Source organism: Streptomyces sp. NPDC047000 (assembly GCF_040644295.1).
In the GTDB taxonomy this organism is placed as follows: domain Bacteria; phylum Actinomycetota; class Actinomycetes; order Streptomycetales; family Streptomycetaceae; genus Streptomyces.
This window is the reverse complement of the sequence record NZ_JBEYWE010000012.1, coordinates 200,647-222,891: the sequence shown is the minus strand read 5'-3', so window position 1 is coordinate 222,891 and position 22,245 is coordinate 200,647. Positions and strand designations below refer to the sequence as shown.

20 protein-coding genes and 1 pseudogene are annotated in these 22,245 nt (G+C 68.9%); 12 read left to right on the top strand and 9 right to left on the bottom strand.

The window, feature by feature from the left end; translation table 11 throughout:
• Window positions 1-67: 67 nt before the first annotated feature.
• The 3 genes from ABZ862_RS20970 (at window position 68) to ABZ862_RS20960 (ending at window position 4,760) form a co-directional block, all read left to right on the top strand.
• A complete protein-coding gene (locus tag ABZ862_RS20970; RefSeq protein ID WP_360960170.1) occupies window positions 68-823 on the top strand; it encodes a TIGR03089 family protein in 756 nt (251 codons plus the stop codon).
• Window positions 824-1,291: 468 nt separating this feature from the next.
• Window positions 1,292-3,046, top strand: a complete 1,755-nt coding sequence (locus ABZ862_RS20965) for an LCP family protein (protein WP_360960168.1) — start codon at window positions 1,292-1,294, stop codon at window positions 3,044-3,046.
• Between the two features lie 139 nt (window positions 3,047-3,185).
• Window positions 3,186-4,760 (top strand): LCP family protein, encoded by a 1,575-nt coding sequence (locus ABZ862_RS20960; protein ID WP_360960218.1) that lies wholly within the window; start codon window positions 3,186-3,188, stop codon window positions 4,758-4,760.
• Between the two features lie 93 nt (window positions 4,761-4,853).
• On the opposite strand, the gene ABZ862_RS20955 is transcribed toward ABZ862_RS20960, so the two are convergent.
• Window positions 4,854-5,882 carry a glycosyltransferase family 2 protein gene (locus ABZ862_RS20955; RefSeq protein ID WP_360960166.1) on the bottom strand — a complete coding sequence of 343 codons (1,029 nt, stop codon included), beginning with the start codon at window positions 5,880-5,882 and terminating at the stop codon, window positions 4,854-4,856.
• A gap of 287 nt (window positions 5,883-6,169) precedes the next feature.
• On the opposite strand from ABZ862_RS20955, the gene ABZ862_RS20950 reads away from it, so the two are divergent.
• Window positions 6,170-7,597, top strand: coding sequence for an LCP family protein (locus tag ABZ862_RS20950; protein WP_360960165.1), 1,428 nt, complete (start codon window positions 6,170-6,172; stop codon window positions 7,595-7,597).
• Between the two features lie 108 nt (window positions 7,598-7,705).
• Here ABZ862_RS20950 and ABZ862_RS20945 read toward each other — a convergent pair whose 3' ends face one another.
• Complete coding sequence (locus ABZ862_RS20945) at window positions 7,706-8,272, bottom strand: acyl-CoA thioesterase (protein WP_360960163.1); 567 nt, start codon at window positions 8,270-8,272, stop codon at window positions 7,706-7,708.
• A 118-nt stretch (window positions 8,273-8,390) separates the two neighbouring features.
• Between ABZ862_RS20945 and ABZ862_RS20940 the strand changes: the two genes are divergently transcribed.
• On the top strand, window positions 8,391-9,719 hold the full coding sequence (locus tag ABZ862_RS20940; protein WP_360960161.1) for an LCP family protein: 1,329 nt from the start codon (window positions 8,391-8,393) through the stop codon (window positions 9,717-9,719).
• Window positions 9,712-10,341: an HAD-IA family hydrolase gene (locus tag ABZ862_RS20935; protein ID WP_360960159.1), complete on the top strand. Its 630-nt coding sequence runs from the start codon at window positions 9,712-9,714 to the stop codon at window positions 10,339-10,341. The genes ABZ862_RS20940 and ABZ862_RS20935 overlap by 8 nt, the downstream gene beginning before the upstream one ends.
• A gap of 145 nt (window positions 10,342-10,486) precedes the next feature.
• On the opposite strand, the gene ABZ862_RS20930 is transcribed toward ABZ862_RS20935, so the two are convergent.
• Entirely contained in the window at window positions 10,487-10,849 is a 363-nt protein-coding gene (locus ABZ862_RS20930) for a four-helix bundle copper-binding protein (protein ID WP_360960157.1), read from the bottom strand.
• A 597-nt stretch (window positions 10,850-11,446) separates the two neighbouring features.
• Between ABZ862_RS20930 and ABZ862_RS20925 the strand changes: the two genes are divergently transcribed.
• The 4 genes from ABZ862_RS20925 to ABZ862_RS20910 all read left to right on the top strand — a co-directional run bounded on the left by ABZ862_RS20925 (window position 11,447) and on the right by ABZ862_RS20910 (window position 13,927).
• Window positions 11,447-11,638: a hypothetical protein gene (locus tag ABZ862_RS20925; RefSeq protein ID WP_030115393.1), complete on the top strand. Its 192-nt coding sequence runs from the start codon at window positions 11,447-11,449 to the stop codon at window positions 11,636-11,638.
• Window positions 11,622-12,146: a DUF6879 family protein gene (locus ABZ862_RS20920; RefSeq protein ID WP_360960155.1), complete on the top strand. Its 525-nt coding sequence runs from the start codon at window positions 11,622-11,624 to the stop codon at window positions 12,144-12,146. The genes ABZ862_RS20925 and ABZ862_RS20920 overlap by 17 nt, the downstream gene beginning before the upstream one ends.
• Window positions 12,143-12,973, top strand: a complete 831-nt coding sequence (locus ABZ862_RS20915; protein WP_360960154.1) for a helix-turn-helix transcriptional regulator — start codon at window positions 12,143-12,145, stop codon at window positions 12,971-12,973. The genes ABZ862_RS20920 and ABZ862_RS20915 overlap by 4 nt, the downstream gene beginning before the upstream one ends.
• 744 nt (window positions 12,974-13,717) lie before the next feature.
• Window positions 13,718-13,927 (top strand): DUF397 domain-containing protein, encoded by a 210-nt coding sequence (locus ABZ862_RS20910; protein ID WP_360960152.1) that lies wholly within the window; start codon window positions 13,718-13,720, stop codon window positions 13,925-13,927.
• Between the two features lie 254 nt (window positions 13,928-14,181).
• Here the strand turns inward: ABZ862_RS20910 and ABZ862_RS20905 are convergent.
• Both ABZ862_RS20905 and ABZ862_RS20900 read right to left on the bottom strand, forming a co-directional pair.
• Window positions 14,182-15,122: pseudogene (locus tag ABZ862_RS20905) on the bottom strand (IS30 family transposase); the annotation flags it as partial.
• 260 nt (window positions 15,123-15,382) lie between these two features.
• The gene (locus ABZ862_RS20900; RefSeq protein WP_360960150.1) at window positions 15,383-15,934 is read right to left on the bottom strand and encodes a hypothetical protein; all 552 of its coding nucleotides are present in this window, start codon (window positions 15,932-15,934) and stop codon (window positions 15,383-15,385) included.
• A 146-nt stretch (window positions 15,935-16,080) separates the two neighbouring features.
• On the opposite strand from ABZ862_RS20900, the gene ABZ862_RS20895 reads away from it, so the two are divergent.
• Window positions 16,081-17,256, top strand: a complete 1,176-nt coding sequence (locus tag ABZ862_RS20895) for a site-specific integrase (RefSeq protein ID WP_360960148.1) — start codon at window positions 16,081-16,083, stop codon at window positions 17,254-17,256.
• A gap of 199 nt (window positions 17,257-17,455) precedes the next feature.
• On the opposite strand, the gene ABZ862_RS20890 is transcribed toward ABZ862_RS20895, so the two are convergent.
• The gene (locus tag ABZ862_RS20890; protein WP_360960146.1) at window positions 17,456-18,613 is read right to left on the bottom strand and encodes an acyl-CoA dehydrogenase; all 1,158 of its coding nucleotides are present in this window, start codon (window positions 18,611-18,613) and stop codon (window positions 17,456-17,458) included.
• Between the two features lie 202 nt (window positions 18,614-18,815).
• Between ABZ862_RS20890 and ABZ862_RS20885 the strand changes: the two genes are divergently transcribed.
• Entirely contained in the window at window positions 18,816-20,159 is a 1,344-nt protein-coding gene (locus ABZ862_RS20885) for a UDP-glucose/GDP-mannose dehydrogenase family protein (RefSeq protein WP_360960144.1), read from the top strand.
• Window positions 20,160-20,445: 286 nt separating this feature from the next.
• Here ABZ862_RS20885 and ABZ862_RS20880 read toward each other — a convergent pair whose 3' ends face one another.
• The 3 genes from ABZ862_RS20880 to ABZ862_RS20870 all read right to left on the bottom strand — a co-directional run bounded on the left by ABZ862_RS20880 (window position 20,446) and on the right by ABZ862_RS20870 (window position 22,239).
• Window positions 20,446-20,703: a Txe/YoeB family addiction module toxin gene (locus tag ABZ862_RS20880; RefSeq protein ID WP_360960142.1), complete on the bottom strand. Its 258-nt coding sequence runs from the start codon at window positions 20,701-20,703 to the stop codon at window positions 20,446-20,448.
• Window positions 20,700-20,972 (bottom strand): type II toxin-antitoxin system Phd/YefM family antitoxin, encoded by a 273-nt coding sequence (locus ABZ862_RS20875; protein WP_360960140.1) that lies wholly within the window; start codon window positions 20,970-20,972, stop codon window positions 20,700-20,702. The genes ABZ862_RS20880 and ABZ862_RS20875 overlap by 4 nt, the downstream gene beginning before the upstream one ends.
• A 79-nt stretch (window positions 20,973-21,051) precedes the next feature.
• The gene (locus ABZ862_RS20870) at window positions 21,052-22,239 is read right to left on the bottom strand and encodes a dipeptidase (RefSeq protein ID WP_360960139.1); all 1,188 of its coding nucleotides are present in this window, start codon (window positions 22,237-22,239) and stop codon (window positions 21,052-21,054) included.
• Window positions 22,240-22,245 lie beyond the last annotated feature (6 nt).

Genomic DNA, 22,245 nt, shown 5'->3' with positions numbered 1-22,245 from the left:
CACGCTCCGCCGATCCGGTGGCCCGGCCGCCCGGTGCGCGCTCGGCGTGCGGCGTACTCTTGCGCGGGTGAACGCGACCGACCGCACCCCTGCCGACCTGCTGCGTTCCGCGCTCGCCGCGGACCCGGGACGCCCCCTGGTGACCTTCTACGACGACGCCACGGGCGAACGCGTCGAACTGTCCGTGGCCACCTTCGCCAATTGGGTGGCGAAGACCGCCAACCTCCTCCAGGACGGCCTCGGCGTAGAGCCGGGTGACCGGGTGGCCCTGCTGCTGCCCGCACACTGGCAGACCGCCGTATGGCTGCTGGCGTGCTCCTCGGCGGGGGTGGTCGCCGATCTGGGCGCCGATCCGGCCGCCGCCGAGGTGGTGGTCAGCGGGCCGGACTCACTGGAGGCGGCCAGGGCGTGCTCCGGCGAGCGGGTGGCCATGGCGCTGCGGCCGCTGGGCGGCCGGTTCCCGCGGACCCCGGAGGGCTTCGTCGACTACGCCGTGGAAGTACCAGGCCAGGGTGACCGGTTCGTGCCGTACGCGCCGGTCGACCCGGAGGAACCGGCGCTGAGCGTGGCCGGGGCCGAGTTCAGCGGGGCGGAGATCACGGAGCGGGCCCGGGCCGACGCGCCCGCCCTCGGACTGACCGGCCCCGGCTCACGGCTGCTGTCGGGACTGCCGTACGACACCTGGGAGGGCGTCAGCGCCGGCCTGTACGCACCTCTGGCCACCGGGGGTTCGGTGGTGCTGTGCCGGAACCTGACCCTGCTCGGCGAGGAGGCGCTGGCGAAGCGGATCGAGAGCGAGCGCGTCACGACCACCGCCCGCTGACCGCTCGCACCGCCCACACGGATCGCACCGCCCGCGGCTCGCACCGCTCACGCGGCGCGCACGGCTCCGCCGCCAAGGATTCAGGACATACCAGGAATTCGGCATTCAATTACGGAAATTCACCTTTCCGTACCCCCGGTGACACCCCTTCACCCCGCCCCCACCGCCCCGCCCGACTACCCCCGCCCCACCCGCCGAACCACCCCCGGGCTGAGTCGTGAGTCACTCCCGAGTAAAGCGAGGGCCAAGGCAAGGGAGTTTCCTTCAGGAGTATGAGGCGGATTGCACACTTGTAGGGGCTGTGAATTTGCCACTGGCGTCGCTCGGCGCCGATTCTGGCGGATAGTGTGAGCCGATCCGGTGCACCCGGCCGAGGTTGGCACGGGGTCACGCACTGTGTGTACGAGACCCGAGCGCCTTGGTAGGGGGGAAGGCGCCGCGTGGCCCCGACGGAGGATTCGGACAACCGTGGACGCGCAAAGCCGTGGGCGGGCGGACAACATCGACCCCGCAGACCAGTGGGTGCTCAATCCGGACAGCGGCGAATACGAGCTGCGACTGGCTCCTTCCGCTCCGCAGTCGGCCGTTCCCCAGCCCCGTCGAGCCGCCGCCCGCAAGGCGTCGGGCGGCGACGCGGCCCGGGGCGGTACGGCCCGGGGCGGTACGGCGGCGCCGGAAGCCCCTGAAACGCCTGGGCGTGACGTTCCGCCTCAGCGGCGACGCAGGGGTGCGCCCGAGGAGCCCGCGCCGGGGCGCCGTTCGCGCCGGCCGGTGAAGAAGAAGTCGAAGGCGAAGAAGGTGCTGCTGTGGACCGGCGGGTCCATGGCGTTCGTCCTGGTCGCCGTGTCGGCCGCCGGGTACCTCTACATCCAGCACCTCAACCACAACATCCAGTCCGTCTCCGACGACGGCGCGAGCACCGGTGGCTTCAGCAAGGACAAGGCGATCAACATCCTGCTGATCGGCACCGACAAGCGCACCGGCAAGGGCAACAGCAGCTACGGCGACAAGGGCAGCGTCGGCCACGCCGACACCAACATCCTGCTGCACGTCTCCAAGGACCGCTCGAACGCGACCGCGCTGAGCATCCCGCGCGACCTGATCGTGAACGTCCCGGACTGCCCCACCACGCAGGACGACGGCACCACGAAGGACATCCCGGGCACCGCGAACGTCCGCTTCAACACCAGCCTCGGGCAGGACGGCCGTACGGCCTCCTGCACCATGCGCACGGTGACGGAGCTGACCGGCATCACGCCGGACGACTTCATGGTCGCCGACTTCAACGCCGTCAAGACGCTGACCACGGCGGTCGGCGGGGTGGACGTGTGCCTCGGCAAGGACATCAACGACGCCGACTCGCACCTCAACCTGAAGAAGGGCATGCAGCACATCGAGGGCGAGACCGCGCTGGCCTTCGTCCGCACCCGGCACTCCGTCGGCTTCGGCGGCGACCTCAGCCGGATCCAGCTCCAGCAGCAGTTCCTGAGCGCGCTGATGCGGAAGCTGAAGTCCAACTCCACGCTCACCGACCCGACGAAGATGATCGACGTCGCGGAGGCGGCCACCAAGGCGCTCACCGTCGACTCGAAGATCGACAGCATCGGCAAGCTGAAGGACCTCGGTCTCGAGCTCGGCAAGCTGAACCCGAAGAACCTCACCTTCACCACCGTCCCGGTGGTCGACAACCCGGCGGAGAAGGTCCACGCGACCGTCGTGCTCAACGACACGACCGCGCCCCAGGTGTTCGCCGCCATCAAGGGCGACGTCTCCTTCAGCGACGTCAAGAAGAAGGAGAAGGCCGCCAAGGACGCCGCCGCCGATCGCCTCAAGGGCACCAAGTCCGCCGCCTCCGAGGTGCGGGTGCGGATCCTCAACGGCGGCGCCGCGGCGGGCTCCGCACAGGCCACTCTCAGCTGGCTGCAGAATGATGAGGGCGTGACGAAGTCGGAGAACGCCGGCAACGCGCCGGCCACGCTCAGCAAGACCACGCTCGAGTACGCGCCCGACCAGGCCGCGCAGGCCCGCAGGCTCGCCGCCGTCATGGGGCTCTCCGGCTCCGCGCTGAAGCCCGGCAAGAGCGTGACCAACTCCCAGGGACTGCCGACGATGACGCTCACCCTGGGCAAGGACTTCAAGGGCGCGGGAGTCCCGCTGACCACTCCGACCACGGCACCGGACGTCCAGAAGTCCACCGCGGACAAAGTCGAGTGCGCCAAGTAACGGTTCAGGGGTAACCCTTCTGGTCCGTCCCGCGTCTAACCGGACGCGGGACGGACCCGTGTGAGGCGCAGGGTGTGGGAGGGGCAGACAGTTGGCGCGAAGCAGCGTGCGGGGGGAGGTGCCCGCGGTCGAGGACACGATGTCCCTGACACCGCAGGGCACCGACGACGAACCACCGGCGGACGACGGCGGCCAGGACGGCGGGCGCAGACCGCGCAGACGCCGCGTGCTGCGCTGGTCGGCGACCGTTCTGGCGATGGTCATACTGGGCACCGCGGGTGCCGGATATCTCTACTACGAGCACCTCAACGGCAACCTGAGGAAAGACGCCCTGAACATCGGGGACGCCAAGGACAGGGCGGCGGCCTCGAAGGCCAACGCGGCGGGGCAGACCCCGCTGAACATCCTGCTCATAGGCTCCGACGCGCGTGACAGCGAGGAGAACCAGAAACTCGGCGGCGCGAAGGACACCTTCGGCGGCACACCCCGCGCCGACGTGCAGATGCTGCTCCATGTCTCCGCGGACCGCAGCAACATGTCGGTGGTCAGCATGCCGCGCGACACCCTGGTGCAGATACCCAAGTGCACCGACCCGGCCAGCGGCAAGGTGTACGCGGCGAGCACCGTCCCGACGATCACCAACGACTCGCTCGGCCGCGGCGGTCCCGGCTGCACGGTGGCCACCTGGGAGAAGCTGACCGACATCCACATCGACCACTTCATGATGGTCGACTTCGCGGGCGTGGTCTCCATGGCGGACGCCATCGGCGGCGTCCCGGTGTGCGTGGACGCCAACGTCTACTCCCACACCTCCTCCGGGCACGGCTCCGGCCTGAAGCTGGAGAAGGGCACCACCTCCGTCAAGGGCGTCCAGGCTTTGCAGTGGCTGCGCACCCGTTACGGCTTCGAGGACGACACCGACATAGCGCGCACCAAGGCGCAGCACATGTACATGAACTCGATGGTCCGCCAGCTGCGCGCGAACGCCACGCTGAGCAACCCGGGCGAACTGCGCTCCCTCGCCGAGACGGCCACCAAGGCCCTCACCGTCGACACCGGTATCGGCACGGTGGCCAAGCTCTACGACCTCAGCAACGAGCTGAAGAAGGTCCCCACCGGCCGCATCACCATGACGACGATGCCGTGGGAGTACTCGACGGCCAGCAGCGGCCGGGTGGTGCCCAAGCCGGGTGACGCGGAGCAGCTGTTCCGGCTGGTGCGCGAGGACATCGCGCTGGACGGCAAGGACAAGAAGAAGACCTCGCAGGCCACGGCGACCGCGGCGCCGTCGGACCCCGCGGCGGCCGACGACCAGATCGCCGTCCAGGTGCAGAACGGCACGCAGAGCACGTCCGAGGCCGCGGTGCCGGGCCGGGCCCGCACCGTCGCCGAACTCCTCGGCTCCCAGGGCTTCGCCAAGGCCGTCGCGGACACCTCGGCGCTGCTCAGCGAGGAGCAGACGGTCGTGCGCTACCCGAGCGCCGATCTGCAGGGCGACGCACAGCGGGTCGCCAAGGCGCTCGGCATCCCGACCAGTCAGGTGAAGAAGTCGACGGACGTGTCCGGGGTCACCCTGGTCATCGGCGCCGACTGGCGTTCCGGCACCGCGTACAAGGCGGCGGCACAGGACGACACGACACCGACCTCGGCCGACGCCCTCAACGGCTCGGACACCAAGGCCTGCATGCACGTGGACCCGAACTACACCTGGTAGTCCGGGTCCGGCGGTCGGGCGATGCGGCCGGTGCGGCGATTCGGCCGGTCCGGCCATGCGTCCGGTCCGGCGACGCGGCCGGTGCGGCGGTGCTCAGTTCGCGCTGGGCACCGCGGGACGGCGGGAGGCGATGACCCTCTTCGCCAGCGAGCGGGGGCTGGTCAGGAAGCCGAAGCCCCACGACATGTGCATGGTGGCGAGGGCGACGGGGATCTGCAGCCGCGCCTTCAGCGGCAGACCGCGGCCCGCGGGCACCGAGCCGAGCGCGATCGCCGCGAGATAACCGCCGGGCACCAGGAAGCCCCACGGCGTCAGCACGGCGCCCACCACGATCCCGGCCACGATCGCGCACAGCGCCACGGGCGGGGCGAGGTAGCGCAGGTTGATGGAGCCCTCGTGATAGCGGGCCACGACGTGCCGCCAACGGCCGTAGTCCTTGTACTGCTTCGCCAGCGCCCGCACGCTCGGGCGGGGCCGGTAGGACACCCGGAGCTCGGGCGAGAACCAGATCAGGCCGCCCGCCTCCCGGATGCGGAAGTTCAGCTCCCAGTCCTGGGCGCGGACGAACTCCTCGTTGTAGCCGCCCTGCTGCTCCAGCGCGGCGCGCCGGAAGACACCCAGGTAGACGGTCTCGGCGGGAGCGGCCTCGCCCCCGGTGTGGAAGGCGGCGTTGCCGACGCCGATCTTCGAGGTCATCGCGGCGGCGACCGCGTGCTCCCAGTCGTTCTCGCCCTCGGCGTGCATGACGCCGCCGACGTTCTGCGCGCCGGTCTCCTCCAGCAGCCGTACGGCGGTGGCGATGTAGCCCGGCGAGAGGATGCCGTGGCCGTCGACGCGTACCACCACGGGGTGGCGGGAGGCCTTGATCGCGGCGTTCAGCGCGGCGGGCGTACGGCCGGTGGGATTGGGGACGGTGTGCACGCGGGGGTCCTCGGCCACGAGTTCGGCGGCGATCTCGTCCGTGCGGTCCGTGGACGGACCGAGGGCGATCACGACCTCCATCTCGCCGCCGTACTCCTGCGCGAGGATCGCTTGGACGGCCCCGCGCAGATGCCGCTCCTCGTTGAGGACGGGCATGATCACAGACACGGCGGGGAACCGCACGTCGGGCATGGCGTTCATAGGACGCTCACGTTACCGCGAACGGGGGACACCGGTGCGCGCCGCACGGGTGGTACGGCGGGCCGAAGGTCTTATGGGCCTACGGTGCTCACGGTTCCCACGTTCGGCCCTCGCGGAGGTGTCCCTTGCCCACGCCGCCCCGCTCCCCCGTCCCCAGGCCCACGGCCGCGCGCGGGCAGGACGCGCCCCAGCGGCCGGCCCGTCCGCCCCGTCCGGCCCGGTCCGCTCAGCCCACCCGGTCCGCCCGGCCGCAGCGCCGCGCCGTGCCCCCGCCGGCGCGCGGGGGCGTGCCCAGGACCGGCGCGCCCCGGACGGGTCCGGTCGGTGGCGCGCGCCGCCGGCCGCGCTGGGCCGTACGGGTGGCCACCGCGCTGTCGGTCGTGGTGCTCGCCTCCGCCGGGATCGGGCACGCCGTCATGACGGGCCTCGACTCGGACATCACCCGGATCGATCCCTTCAAGGACATGAAGAACCGCCCGCACGCCGGGCACGGCATGAACGTCCTGCTGGTCGGCACCGACGGCCGTGACCGGATCACCCCCGCGGAACGGCGCCGCTACCACCTGGGCGGCGCGCCCTGCCACTGCACCGACACGATCATGATCGTGCACATCGCGGAGGACCGGGAACGGGCCAGCGTGATCAGTCTGCCGCGCGACTCCTACGCCGAGGTCCCCGCCGCCGCGGGGCGCCCCGCCCATCCCATCAAGATCAACGCGGCGTACGCGGAGGGCGGCCCGAACCTCACCGTGCGCACCGTCGAGAACATGACGCACGTCAAGATCGACCACTATCTGGAGGTCGACTTCACCAGCTTCATGAAGACGGTGGACGTCCTCGGCGGGGTGCGGATCTGCACCCCCCGGTCCCTCAAGGACGCCTACACCGGCCTGGACCTCCCGTCCGGCCCGCACACCCTGGGCGGCGGTCAGGCATTGCAGTACGTCCGCTCACGGCACGTCGACGGCGCGAGCGACCTCGGCCGGATGCAGCGTCAGCAGCACTTCCTGGCCGCGCTGATCGAGCGGGCGACGTCCTCCGGGGTGCTGCTCAACCCGCTGCGCTTCCGGGACGTGGTGCGGGCGGCGCTCGGCTCCGTGCGCGCCGACAAGGGCTTCGGCACCGACGAACTGCTCGAACTGGGGCGGGCGATGCGGGACTTCTCGCCGTCGTCGTCCGAGTTCACCACCGTGCCGATCGGGCAGCTGGGCTACACCGTCAAGGGCCTCGGCTCGACGGTGAAATGGGACGCGGAGAAGTCGGCCCGGCTGTTCCGGGCGCTGCGGAACGACGAACCGCTCGCCGCCGGGAAGAAGAAGAGGGGCGCGCCGCCCGCCGACCGCGCCGTCCCGGTCGACGTGCCGCCGGCCCGGATCCGGGTCCAGGTCGAGAACGGCACCGCGACGGCCGGGCTCGGCCGGCGGCTCGACGCCGCTCTCGCGTCCACCGGGTTCCTGACCACGCAGCGGCCGGCCAACGCGGCGGACCGCTCGGTGCGGCGCACGGTCGTCGTCTACGACCCCCGCTGGGACCGCTCCGCCCGGTCACTGGCGACGGCCCTGCCGGGCAGCGAGCTGCGGCCCGCGAAGGGCCGGGGCCCGGTCCTGAAGGTGATCGCCGGGTCGGACTTCACCCAGGTCCGCAGGGTCCGCGCAAAGGCGCCCGCGCAGCCGGATCCGGCCGTGACGACGGGGGACGAGGCGGTGTGCCCCTAGCCCCGCCGGGCCGGGGCTGGGTATACGGCCGCGTAATCCGGCTGCGGCGCCGCGGTGGCCGGTCGCGCCCCGCGGCGCGACCGCCGGAGACACCCCGCCGGCCAGGCGTCAGTCCTCGATCCCCTCCGCCGCCCGGCGTGCCCGGAGTTCCTTGATGGCCGCCAGGCGGGCCAGACGGTGGGTGCGGCGGATCTGCGCCTCCTGGTTGCGCCGCTTGTCCTTCTCCGTCTCCGGGATCACCGGCGGCACCCGGCGCGGCTTGCCGTCCGCGTCCACGGCGGCGAACACCAGATAGGCCGAGCCGACCTTCACGGGCGGGGTGGACTCGTTCCAGCGTTCGGCCAGGACCCGCACACCGACCTCCATGGAGGTGCGGCCGGTCCAGTTCACCTGGGCCTTCACATGGACGAGGTCGCCGACGCGGACCGGCTCCAGGAACAGCATCTCGTCCATGGCCGCGGTGACGGCGGGACCGCCGCTGTGCCGGCCGGCCACCGCTCCGGCGGCGTCGTCGGCGAGCTTCATGATCACACCGCCGTGCACCGTGCCCAGCAGGTTGACGTCGTTGTGGGTCATGATGTGGCTGAGGGTGGTACGGGAGGCCGAGATCGACTTACCCGGTATGTCTGTCACATCCGGGGCGTCCGCATCCATGGCGCTGGCCTGGTCTGTCATACGCTCCACCTTATGCCGAGGCGGCATTCGGGGACTTTGTGTCGGGTTCGCAACAGCAGTGCCCCTGTTTTCCACAGGCCCTGTCCCGGGCCGTGCCCCGCACTGCACACTGGGCCCCATGAACGATTGGCCCGAGGGATGGTCCGACGACAACCGCGGCAACCGCTACGGTCGCGGCAGCGGGAACCCGCAGCCCGAGGCGGCGCGCGTGATGCGGCAGACCCGCCGCGGCCCGGCGGCACCGCCCGGCCAGGGCGGCGGCTACGGCGCCGGCCCGCAGGGCGCGCCCCCGTACCACCCCGGCGTGCCGGAGCAGCCGACGTACATCGACGGCCAGGGCTACGGCGGTCAGGACTACGGCGGCCAGGGCGGCGGCTATGACAACGCCGGCTACAACACCGGCCAGGTGTACGGCGGTGGCGGCGGTCACGGGTCCGGCGACACGGGCCAGGCCCCCGGCAGGCCCCGCCCGAACTGGCGGCGGCGTATCAAGTGGACCGCCGTCACGGTCGTCGGCGTCCTGGTCGTCACCTCCGTGGCGACCTATTTCTGGGCCGACTCCAAGCTGCACCGCGACGTCGACCTGTCCAAGGTGATCGACCGGCCCGAGACGGGCAAGGGCACCAACTACCTCATCGTCGGCTCCGACAGCCGCGCCGGCCTGTCCGCCGAGGACAAGAAGAAGCTGCACACCGGCTCCGCCGAGGGCAAGCGCACCGACTCGATGATGATCCTGCACGTCGGCGACAACGGCGACACGCTGGTCTCGCTGCCGCGCGACTCGGACGTGGAGATCCCGTCGTACGTCGGCTCGACCTCGGGCAAGACGTACAAGGGCACCGGCCGCCACACCAAGCTGAACGCGGCGTACGCGGAGGACGGCCCGACGCTGCTGGTGCGCACCGTCGAGTTCAACACCGGCCTGCACATCGACCACTACGTCGAGATCGGTTTCGCCGGTTTCGCGAAGATCGTGGACGCGGTGGGCGGTGTCACCATCAACATCGACAAGGGCTTCAAGGACAAGTACTCCGGCGCCGACTTCAAGGCCGGCGAGCAGACCCTGAACGGCGAGCAGGCGCTGGCCTTCGTCCGCACCCGGCACGCCTTCGCGACCTCGGACCTCCAGCGCACCAAGAACCAGCAGAAGTTCCTCTCGGCGCTCGCCCACGAGGTGGCCACTCCTGGTACCGTGCTCAACCCCTTCGCGCTGTACCCCACAATGGGGGCCGGGCTTGACTCGCTGATCGTCGACAAGGACATGGGGCTGTGGGATCTGGCATCCATGTTCTGGGCGATGAAGGGTGTCTCCGGCGGTGACGGCACGTCGATGAACATGCCCATATCGGGTTCGACGGGCGGCAATCTCGTCTGGGACAAGGCGAAGGTCAAGACCCTGGTGAACGAGTTGCGGAACGACGAGAAGGTCACGGTGTCGAGTGACTGAACCAGCCGGTGGCAGACCGCCTTTCGACGCGGTGCTGTGTGATGTGGACAACGTGGTGCGCACGTTCGACTCGTCCGGTGTGACGGCCCTGGAACGGGCCGCCGGACTGGCCGAGGGCACCACGGCGAAGATCGGTTTCGCCCCGGAGACCGTGCTGCCCGCGCTGCGGGGCGAGATCACCCCGCAGGAGTGGGTCGCGGCCATCGCGGAGGGCCTGGCCGGTCTCCTGGAGGACGAGACGGCGGCCTGGGAACTGGGCAGCGCGCTGCTGGAGTCCCCGTTCCGGGCCGACGAGACGGTCGTGGCGCTGCTGCGCCGGGCCCGGATCAGGGTGCCGGTGGTCCTGGTCAGCAACGCGATGCTGGGCCTGGAGGCCGACCTCGACTCGCTCGGCCTGAACGACCTGGCGGACGACGTGGTCAACAGCGCCCGCGTGGGCATAGCCAAGCCGGACCCGCGCATCCTCGAACTCGCGGCGGCCCGGGTGCGGGTACGGCCCGAGCGGTGCCTGTTCGTGGACGACGGCGCGGAGAACGTCGAGGCGGCGGCGGCCCTGGGCATGCGCGCGGTGCGCTACCGCGGCCCGGCGGACCTGGAAGAGGCGCTTCAGCCCCTCTTCTGACACCCGTCACGGCCCCTGACGCCCGCCGGTCCCGGCCGCGCTCCGCCCCGCGGCCCCGCTCCGTCCCGCGGCCGCGCGCGGCGGAGGGCACCCCGGCCGGCCCGGGATGCCCTCGTCACTCACACCACCGCGGTGGCCGCCACGTTCACATGGCGGCGCCCGCCATCGCGCGGCAGGACTCGGCGCAGCGGCGACACGCCTCCGCGCACCGCATCATCTGCGGATCCTCCGGCATGGACATACACGCCTCCGCGCACATGTCGCACGCCCTCGCGCACATGACGCACATCTCGGCCGACAGCGGGGAGCGGCGCATCATCATGTCGGCGCACATCCGGGTCATCTCGGAGCAGTCGATCAGGGCGCGCATGATCTGCATCTGCGCCTGGCCGCCCATCTGCATGCAGGAGCTCATGGTCTCCTCGCACACGGTGTGGCAGGCCATGCAGGCCTCGACGCACTGCTGCATCGCCTTGGACATGGCGGGCATGGTTCCGGACTGGGTCATGGCTTCTCCTCAAGGGAGTGGGACCCGTGGACGGGCCCCGCGTGCCTCCGTCCTACGCCCCCCGGACACACCCCGCCATCCGGACGAAGCGTGCCATTAGCCGCGCACACCCGATGCCGTACGGGATCCGGCGCGTTCCCCACCCGTACGGGTCCCGGCCGCCCTTGACCCATCGGAGTGACCGCCGCCTCTCACCACAGACGGCGGGAGGGCGCCCTCGAAGGACGCCCTCCCCGTGGGACCGAACGGTCAACCACACTGCCGTCAGGGCAGGTTGCGCGCCATGACGATCCGCTGGACCTGGTTCGTGCCCTCATAGATCTGGGAACTTTACAGCCCATACGGCTCTGGCCTGCACAAACACCCCTTCCAGAGGGTGCCTCCCCCAGCATTTCCCCATAATCGTCAACAGTCTCCGCAGGCCGGGGTCGCGCTGGAGGCACCACCACCCATCGCGCCACATACGAGCAGGCCGGGCGCAGGTTATGCGGTTTCCCGTTCCGTCAACCGTGATCGCTTGACCCGTGCGCCACCCCTCGGGAGCATCGACCCAGATGTGGGGCACTGACAGCGGTACGGGAGAGGGGAGCCCAGACCATGAAGGTCACCAAGCTGGTCAGCACGTGCGACATCAAGGACTGCCCGACGATCTACGCCACGGATCGTGGCACCTTCCTGGTACAGGGCGAGACGCCGACCGACCACGGGCTTCAGATTCCCGCCCACGAAACCCTGGTCGAGATCCCGATGGAACTGATCCAGAAGGCCATCCGTGACAACCTCATCTAGGACCCTTGGCGACCTCTTTGACGCATTCGAGCGCGAGGCATTCCGACTGGAGACCCTGGACGACTACAGCAGGTCCGGGAGCGTCGACGCCTACCAGGCATTCCTGGCCGGGGAGTCGCAGCCGCACGACTACAACGCGGGATGGGTAAAAGAACTACGCTCGCACACCGAGAAGGGGAAGCGGGTGTACCGGGTCCATGTCCTGTCCCGCCCACTAACGGACTATCTTAGGTTCGAACTCGGCTGGGGCTACCACAAGAACGTGAGCGGGGGCGAAGAGTTCTTCATCCTCGATATCACCGACAAATCCAATCCCTTGGAGAACGTTCCAGATTTCTGGTTCTTCGACTCCGAATCCGTAGCCGTGATGAACTACGACGGAGAGGGAAAATACCTGGGTTCGGAAGTGCTACCGCCAGAACGAACAGAAGAATTCACGCGGTACCGTGACGCGGCACTCGCGTACGCGGAGCCGTTCACCGAATGGTGGGCCAAGTACAGGGCGTGAACAGAGCACAGCTTGGAGCCGCGTTGCGGGCGCTGCGAGTGGCATCCGGAAAGGAAGCCAAAGCGGTGGCTCGCAGCGCCCTCATGTCTCCGTCCAAGCTGTCCAAGATCGAGAATGCGAAGCTGGCACCCAGCGCCACGGACGTAGAGCGCATCCTGACCGCCATCGGTGTCTCAGACGAGGTCAAGGCGGAGTACGCGGAGGCCGCACGCGCGTCAGCGACAGAGGCGACGGCATGGCGCCTGCTCAAGCGGATCGGGGTCCACAAGGGCCAGCAGGCCGCCAAAGCCCTGGAAGCCCAGATGTCTGTACTGCGGCTCTTTCAACCCGCGCTTGTTCCGGGCCTGCTCCAGACTCCCGAGTACATCCGGGCCATTCTGCAACGCCACAATCTGAGTGAAGACGCACTCACGCGAACGATCAACGGGCGACTCGAACGGCAAGCGGTTCTCTACGACAACGCCAAGTCGCTTCGGTTCGTCATCACCGAACCTGTTCTGCACTGGCGCATCGTGCGACCTCAGATGATGGCTGCTCAGCTTGATCGCATCACCTCTATTTCACGGCTCCCCCACGTGGACATCCGTATAGTTCCTCTGGGGATTCAGCAACATGACATCGCAAATCACGCCTTCGTTATCCGTGACGACCGCATGGTGACCGTTGAAACCGTCCATGCCGAAGTCATCGTTACGGACCCGCGAGATGTGAGTCTCTACGTTGGCAAGTTCGAAGGATTCGAGCAGACAGCGCTAGCCGGTGACGATATGCGAGACCTGATCGAAGGTATCCGCAACGACTTTTTGCGGGAACAGGAAACAGGCTAGAGACGCGCTCGTGGGCCGCCGAAAATGGGGGCCATGGTGAGCGACAGCAGGGCACATAGGACCGAGTCGGCTGATCATCTGGGCAGCAGCGAAGCCCGACAGTTCCTCTCCCGTCTCTCCGGAGCGTTCGGCATAGACGGCGTGCTTATGGTGCAGAAGAGCAACCCTGGCCTCGAGGGGGCGGACCTGGCACCCAACTCGGCCTTGCGCTGGCCTCGGTGTGAGTGCGGAAGCCCGAAGTGTCCTGACTACGAAGCCCGGCCGAATGGCCCGACAGAGGTTCTGCACAGCAGGGTCGCTGAGGTCAATGCGCGGAGCCGTAGGGGCGGGCTGTGAGTCCTCGGACAGCAACGCGTCCGGCCCGGAAGCGTGAACGTAAGGACCCACCGAAGTCCACGGTCGAGACACCGACGCCCCCGCAGACCTACTGCGGAGTGTGCATAGGTCACCGCACGATCTGGTGTCCGGACTGCGGCGGGCTCGATGGCTGCCTCATCTGCCATCACACGTTCAAGGTCCCCTGCCCTGTGTGCGCTGGCGGGGAGTTGGAACCGATCAGGTGGTGACCTGACCCCCATTTCCCGTCCCTGCCGGATGTAGCCGATCTGGGCTCCCCCCGTACCCACTCGGAATCCTGGCAGGGGCGGCGCAAGCCCCCGCCCCGGTGGTGGAAACCCTGGACAGGTCGAGCGACCGGGGCGGGTCGCAAGTGCAGCGCACCACTCCCAGAGAGAGGTACTACGCATGACCGCAGCTCCCGAGTTCGAGTTCCGCACGTCCAGTGCGTGCCAGTACAACAACAACGACCCCCGCTGTGTCGAGGTGGCCACCAACGTCCCCGGCAAGGTGGCGGTCCGTAGCACCGTGTCCGGCCAGGTGGTCGAGTTCACGGCCGACGAGTGGACCGACTTCCTGAGCGGTGCCAAGCTGGGGGAGTTCGACGTAGCCGCATAGGGGAGCCACCATGCAGCAGTGTCCACAGTGCGGCGGCAGCGTGGAGTCCGACCCGGAACACTCCGGCGTGATGCGCTGCATGGCTTGCTGGGAAGTGTGGACGCTGCCAACTGGGCGGCACTGTCCGGGTTTCCGGCCGATGTACATGTCTGCACTGCACGTGCTGGACTCATACCGGGAACTGCGACGCTGACCAAGCAAAGGAACGCCCCCGCCAAATCGGCGAATTCGAGGGGTCGTTGCAACACTGCTGGTCAGCTGGCCAGGTCCAGTAGCTTAGCGAGACGCTCGGCTGGGGTTTCCCAGCCGAGCGTTTTGCGTGGGCGGCTGTTGAGTTCGGCGGCCACGGACTGAAGGTGCTCGGGGCTGTGGCCGCTGAGGTCGGTTCCCTTGGGGAAGTGCTGCCGCAACAGGCCGTTGGTGTTCTCGTTCGAGCCGCGCTGCCAGGGGCTGGCCGGGTCGCAGAAGTAGACCGGGATGTCGGTGGCGACGGTGAACGCGCGATGGGCGGCCATCTCCGAGCCCTGGTCCCAGGTCAGGGACCGCAACAGATGCGGCGGGAGGGTCTGGACGGTGGCGGCGAACGCGTTGCGGGTGGCGATGGCGCTGTGGCCGACCGGCAGGTGCACGAGCATCACGTAGCGGGTGGACCGCTCGACGAGGGTGCCGATGGCCGAGCGGCCGTCCTTGCCGATGATGAGGTCGACCTCCCAGTGTCCGGGGACGGCCCGGTCGGCGGCTTCGGCAGGGCGTTCGCTGATCAGGACCATGTCCTTGACGGCGCGGGAGGCACGCTTGTGGGCCTGACGGTGCGGACGCCGGCGGGCCCGACCGGTGCGAAGTGCGCGGGTCAGTTCCCGGCGGAGTTCTCCGCGGCCCTGGACGTAGAGGGCCTGGTAGATCGTCTCATGGGCCACGCGCATCTCCGGGCGGTCGGGGAAGCGTGCCCGCAGAGCGTGGCAGATCTGCTCGGGGCTCCACCGCATCGTGAGGTGGTCCTGGATGAAGTCCCGCAGTTCGGGGTTCTGGCCGATTTTGCCGGCCTTCGGGCGGGGCGGCGCCGTTCGGCCCGGCGGTGGGCGTGGAAGGGCTGGTAGGTGAAGCCGCCTCTGGGTATGGGCCGTCGGTTGCGGCGTATCTCACGGCTGATGGTGGAGGGGCTGCGGCCCAGCTCTGCCGCGATCTGCCGGACGGACGCCTTCTCGCGCAGCCGGTCGGCGATGTGGATGCGTTCGTGTTCCTGAAGGTATCGCGACGGGCCGCTTCCCGGGTGCTGTAGCCCTGCTCCACGAGCTGGAAGTAGGCGGCCCGCTCACGGACCAGCTTCCGGCCCCCCTGCGGCTTCCTGTTCTTGCGGATCTCGAAGTCCATGACACCCCTTGAACTGGGGTGTTGCAACGACCACTAAAACTGAAGGACCCTCGGGGGCTCAATGTGTATGAAGCGCTACGTAGTTCAGCCGCCTTGGCTACCTACTTCAGTTATTTCCTCAAGTACTGCTTTGGCCTTGCCCGTCAACTCTCCACCTGCCTTACCGGCAACTGTGGTCAGGAAGCCGTCCCTTCTGGCCCGCTTCAGGTGATCCTTCACCGTCTCAGGTCGGCGGCCGATGAGCCGTGCCAGCCACGGAATGGGCGCAGCAGCCCCAAAATCCGCCATGGCGGTGTACGTGGCAACAAGCAGGGCCAAGTACCGCTCTGAGACGCCTTCGCCCTCCAGGGCGAGCCCCGCCGCCTCTCCCATCCCATTCAGCTTCCCTGCCTCCTCCTCCAACGTCCGCTGGGCTTCGGGAGCCTGCTTGGCCAACTCCAGGGCTGCGGCTACATCGAGCCTGCGCAGGACAGTGGTCGAGATACCCCGTGCCACCTCACGAGCAGGGGCATCATCAGCCGGCTCGATGGTGATCCGCTGTGGCCCCCCGTTGACCGGCCCCACGGGCCACCACATGCGGACCACCCAGGCGCCCTGCTGCTGAGTGATCTCGAACCCGCTGTCATCCGCTTCCATATCACTCAAGCTAACACACCCAGGGGGTTCCACCCTGTGTTGACAACCTAGGGTGGTCAATGCGCAAACTTGAAAACGCCGGGGAGTGACCGGCGCGACGGCGGGGCGGGCCCGTACGTCGGCAGCAGCAGGAGGGGGCCGCTTCAGTGGCAAGGGCATGGGTCACGCGGTCAACAGACGACTCGAAGAAGTGGACGACGTACTGGTACGACCCGGACGGCAAGCAGCGGCAGAAGACGTTCGAGGCCAAGAAGCGGGCTGATGACCAGCGCAAGCGCAAGGAGCAGGAACTCGACGCCGGGACCTACCTGGACGACCGCTTGGGCAAGCAGCCCGTGACGGCCGTGTGGGAGCAGTGGAAGAATCAAAGGAAGCTGGAGAACAGCACCAAGAAGCAGTACCGGTCGATCCTCAACACGACCATCGAGCCGTTCTTCAAGGCCCGTTCCATCGTGTCCCTGAAGGTCGCTGATGTTGAGCAGTGGCTCTTGTGGATGGAGCAGGACCGGAAGCTGTCCGCCCGCACACGGCGTCAGCGATTTTCGTTCTTCTCCGGGATGATGGACTGGGCTGTCGTCAACGAGATCGTCGGCCGGAACCCGTGCAAGAAGGTCAAGGGCGCGGGCAGCCGCGCCAAGGAGATCCGGGAGCAGAAGAGCACCGCAAGGCGGCTCACGACGCGGGAAGTTCTGGCGATGCTGGATGCCGCTCCTCCGCGATACCGCGCGATGTTGTGGCTCATGGCCGGGTGCGGCCTGCGGCTGGGTGAGGCCATGGCGGTGTCCCGCGATCAGATCGACTTCAAGGCCGAGACGCTTCGCGTCGACTTCCAGATTGCGGAGGACGGAGACACGAAGTCGGGGAAGAACAGCGCGATCCAGCGTCGGCACATCAAGGCTCGTGATGAGGGTGAGCCAGGGCGTACCGTCCCCCTCCCGCCGAACGTCGCCTTCGAGCTACGGCGGCACATCAAGAACCACGGCGTATGGGGGCCGGAGCGACTTCTCTTCCCCAACGTGACGCGGACTGGCTACCTCTACGCGTCGTACTTCTACCCGAAGATCTGGATGGAGGCTCTGGGCAAGGGACAGGTGAAGTACTGCAAGGCGCACTCACTCCGGCACTACTACGGGTCGCGGCTGCTGTACGCCGGAGTCCCTGAGAACGACGTGGCCGACTGGATGGGCCACAGCAGTACGGACGTGCTGAGGGAGCACTACCACTACATCTTCGAAGGGGCCGAGCAGCGTGGCCGGGCCGCCATCGCAACGATGTTGACGCCCGGCGCCGACGACCCGACTGAGGGATCAGAGGTCGCCTGATCCGCGTACGACAACAGCCCCCGGCGTCGCGCCGGGGGCTGTGTTGTTTGTGCAGGTCAGTGGCCGTTTTCAGCTCGGCATCTGCCCAGGATTCCCCCAGCATGACGCCCGGGAACGGCCCTGATCAGGCCGCAACGGACAGAAAGCCAAGGGCGTCCCTCCTGACCTTCGAAACAGCTCCTGACCTGCAAAAACCCTGCTAAGGAAGGTTCCTTGCCATCACGATCCGCTGGACCTGGTTCGTGCCCTCATAAATTTGGGTGATCTTCGCGTCGCGCATCATGCGCTCGACCGGGTAGTCGCGGGTGTAGCCGTAGCCGCCGAGGAGCTGGACGGCGTCCGTGGTGACCTCCATGGCGACGTCGGAGGCGAAGCACTTCGCGGCGGCGCCCTGGAAGGTGAGGTCCTTGTCGCCGCGTTCGGACTTGGCTGCGGCCGCGTAGGTGAGCTGGCGGGCCGCCTCGATCTTCATGGCCATGTCGGCCAGCATGAACTGGATGCCCTGGAAGTCGGCGATGGCCTTGCCGAACTGCCGGCGCTCCTGGACGTAGTTCCTGGCGTAGTCGAAGGCGCCCTGGGCGACGCCGAGGGCCTGGGCGGCGATGGTGATGCGGGTGTGGTCCAGGGTCCGCATCGCGATGGTGAAGCCGGTGCCCTCCTCGCCTATCAGCCGGTCGGCGGGGATGCGGACGTTGTCGAGGTAGACCTCGCGGGTCGGGGAGCCCTTGATGCCGAGCTTCTTCTCCGGGGCGCCGAAGGAGACGCCCTCGTCGGACTTCTCGACGACGAAGGCGGAGATGCCCCGGGAGCGCTTGGCGGCGTCGGTCACGGCCATCACCGTGTAGTACTCGCTGACGCCCGCGTTGGTGATCCAGCGCTTCACGCCGTTCAGGACCCAGTGGTCGCCGTCGCGTACCGCCCTGGTCGTCATGCCGGCCGCGTCGGAACCCGCCTCCGGCTCGGAGAGGCAGTAGGAGAACATGGCGTCGCCCTTGGCCAGCGGCGCGAGGTACTTCTTCTTCAGGTCCTCCGAGCCGGACAGGATCACCGGCAGGGAGCCCAGCTTGTTGACGGCCGGGATGAGGGAGGAGGACACGCAGCCGCGGGCCACCTCCTCGATCACGATGACCGTGGCGAGCGCGTCGGCGCCCGCGCCGCCGTACTCCTCGGGCACGTGCACGGCGTGCAGGTCGTTCGCGACCAGGGCGTCCAGGGCCTCCTGCGGGAAGCGGGCCTCCTCGTCCACGGCGGCGGCGAACGGCGAGATCTTCGCCTCGACCATCGCGCGGACGGCGTCGCGGAGCATGTCGTGCTCTTCGGACGGGCGGTACAGGTCGAAGTCAGCCGATCCGGCCAAGGTCTCTCACGCTCCAGACGCACGGGTGCCGACGCAGGGGTGCCGACGCTAATTACCGTTAAGTAACACGGATTCTAGGGTCCTGGTCGCGCGGCGCCTAGGTGACGTGGGCGACAGCGGGGAAGTCGCCTGCTCAGGTGCGCACCCGCACCGGGGATATGCTCAGGCAGCGCATCGGATGACGTACCGTTCTGGAGCACTCATGAGCCTCAAGATCACTGTGATCGGCACCGGCTATCTCGGCGCTACACACGCCGCCGCCATGGCCGAGCTGGGCTTCGAGGTGCTCGCGATCGACGTGGTCGCCGAGAAGCTGGAGACGCTCGCACGCGGGGAGACCCCGATGTACGAGCCGGGTCTCGACGACCTGCTGCGCAGGCACGTCGCCGGTATCGAGGGCTCCTCGGGGCGGCTGCGGTTCACCCAGGACTGGGCCGCGATCGGCGAGTTCGGCGATGTGCACTTCGTGTGCGTGAACACCCCGCAGCGGCGCGGCGAGTACGCCGCCGACATGTCGTACGTCGAGTCCGCGTTCGCCTCCCTCGCCCCGCACCTCGCCGGACCGGCCCTGGTGGTCGGCAAGTCCACCGTCCCCGTCGGCTCCGCGGACCGCCTCGCCGCCTACCTCGCCGAGCACGCGCCCGCGGGTCCCGACGCCGAGCTGGCCTGGAACCCGGAGTTCCTCCGTGAGGGCTTCGCCGTCAACGACACCCTGCACCCCGACCGGATCGTGGTCGGCGTCCGCAGCGAGCGCGCCGAGAAGCTGCTGCGCGAGGTGTACGCGACGCCCGTCGCCGAGGGCTCGCCGTTCGTCGTCACCGACTTCCCGACCGCCGAGCTGGTGAAGACCTCCGCGAACTCCTTCCTCGCCACGAAGATCTCCTTCATCAACGCCATGGCCGAGGTCTGCGAGGCCGCCGGCGGCGACGTCGCCAAGCTGGCCGAGGCCATCGGCCACGACGACCGGATCGGGCGGAAGTTCCTGCGCGCCGGTATCGGCTTCGGCGGCGGCTGCCTGCCCAAGGACATCCGGGCCTTCATGGCGCGCGCCGGTGAGCTGGGCGCGGACCAGGCGCTGACGTTCCTCCGCGAGATCGACTCCATCAACATGCGCCAGCGCGGCCAGATGGTGGAGCTGACCCGGCAGGTGCTGGGCGGCGGCTCCTTCCTGGGCAAGCGGGTCGCGGTACTCGGCGCCACCTTCAAGCCCGACTCGGACGACGTCCGCGACTCGCCCGCGCTGAACGTCGCCGGGCAGATACACCTCCAGGGCGGCCAGGTCACGGTGTACGACCCGAAGGGCATGGACAACGCGCGCCGCGTCTTCCCGACGCTGGGCTACGCCGACTCGGCGCTGGAGGCCGTCCGGGGCGCCGATGTCGTCCTGCACCTCACGGAGTGGCGGGAGTTCCGGGAGCTGGACCCCGCGGCGCTCGGCGAGGTCGCGGCGGCCCGCGTCGTGCTGGACGGACGCAACGCCCTGGACGCGGAGCTGTGGCGGCGGGCGGGCTGGACCTACCGCGCGATGGGCCGCCCCACCGCGTGACGCGCCTCCGGCCGTGAGCGGGCGCCTCCGGCCGTGAGCGGGCGCCTCCGGCCGTGAGCAGGCGCCTCCGGCCGTGAGCAGGCGCCTCCGGCCGTGAGCAGGCGACCCCCGCCATGAGTAGACAACCCCCGCTGTGAGCGGACGACTCCGGTTCGGCCGAGGCTCAGTCGGCCGAACCGGAGTCCTGTGCTGCATTCTGCACCACACCGGGCTCGCCCCGTCGCAGAACAGACCCGTACGCCACGCTTCTTCCGCGCGGTCGACACGTCTCGGCGCGCCCCGCTCCCTAGTAGTGGTACCGAGCCTTGAGGACCTTCACTTCTTTCTCGTCCGCTCGATACACCAGTCGGTGCTCATCGTCGATCCTTCGTGACCAGTAGCCGGACAGGTCACCCTTGAGCGGTTCAGGCTTACCGATGCCGGAGAACGGGTCCCGTTGGATCTCGCCGATCAGACGGGTGACCCGGCGTGCCATCTTTCGGTCCGACCCGAGCCAGAACAGGAAGTCCTCCCAGCCGTCCGGGTCGAAATGAACGCTCCTCACTCCTCACCCGCCAGTTCCTGCAATTCCTCCAGCGTCTTCGCGACGGATGTCGCACTGGCCTTGTCGCGGGCGACCGCCTCCATCAGGCGCCGCGCATTGGCAGGAGACCGTAGGAGGTAGATGGTCTCCTGCCAGGACTCGTAGTCGTCGGCCGACATGAGAACCGCGTCACCGCCCTTGGAACTGATCCGGACGGGGGTGTGATCGTCGTTGACACGCTTGATCAGAGGAAACAGGTCTCTGCGGGCCTCGCTGGCGCTTATGGTCATGCGTCACCACCCCTTCTAGACGGTACCGGAAAACCGTACCATTTACGTACGACTTTCCGGTACCGCTAGCCGGAGCTTGTCAGCCGTCGAGTTCCTCGACCCGGGCGCGGGACGGCCCCCGCAGCGCGCTCTGCTCCCGGGACACGTCCTCCGCCGCCGACAGGACGCGGACCGCGTTCTGCCAGGTCAGCTTGGCCAGGTCGGTCCTGGACCAGCCGCGGTCGAGGAGTTCGGCGATGAGGTTGGGGTAGGAGGCGACGTCTTCGAGGCCGTGCGGGGTGAAGGCGATGCCGTCGAAGTCGCCGCCGATGCCGATGTGGTCGACGCCGGCGACCTCGCGCATGTGGTCGAGGTGGTCGGCGACCGTCGCGGCGGTGGCGGCGGGGCGCGGGTTGCGCTCCTCGAAGGCGCGCTGCACCTTCATGGCCTCCGGGGACATGTCGAGGTGGTGGAAGCCGTGCTCGCTCATGTTGGCGTCGGCGGCGGCCGTCCAGTCCACCGCCGCCTGGAGCACGAACTTCGGCACGAAGGTCACCATCGCCATGCCGCCGTTGGCGGGCAGCCGCTCGAGCACGTCGTCGGGGACGTTGCGCGGGTGGTCGCAGAGGGCGCGCGCCGAGGAGTGCGAGAAGATCACGGGCGCGGTGGTGGTGTCCAGCGCGGCGCGCATGGTGGTGGCGGCGACGTGCGAGAGGTCGACGAGCATGCCGAGCCGGTTCATCTCGCGGACGACCTCGCGGCCGAAGGCCGACAGGCCGCCGACGCCGGGTTCGTCGGTCGCGGAGTCCGCCCAGGGCACGTTGTCGTTGTGGGTGAGCGTCATGTAGCGGACGCCGAGCGCGTACAGCCCGCGCAGGGTGCCCAGCGAGCAGGCGATGGAGTGGCCGCCCTCGGCACCCATGAGGGAGGCGATCCGGCCCTCCGCGCGTGCCGCCTCCATGTCGGCGGCGGTCAGCGCGGCCCGCAGCTCGGCCGGGTGGCGTTCGATGAGCCGCTGTACGCAGTCGATCTGCTCCAGGGTCGCGGGCACCGCGTCGGGCAGGTCCGAGCGGACGTACACCGACCAGTACTGGGCGCCGACGCCGCCCGCCCGCAGCCGGGCGAGGTCGGTGTGCAGGTGGGCGCTCTGGTCCTGGGCGATGTCGCGGGCGTCGAGGTCGTAGTCGACCTGTTCGCGCAGCGCGTACGGCAGGTCGTTGTGACCGTCGACGACGGGGAACTCGGCCAGCAGTTCCCGGGCGGCGGTGAGGGAGGGGGAAGTCGTCACGGCGGC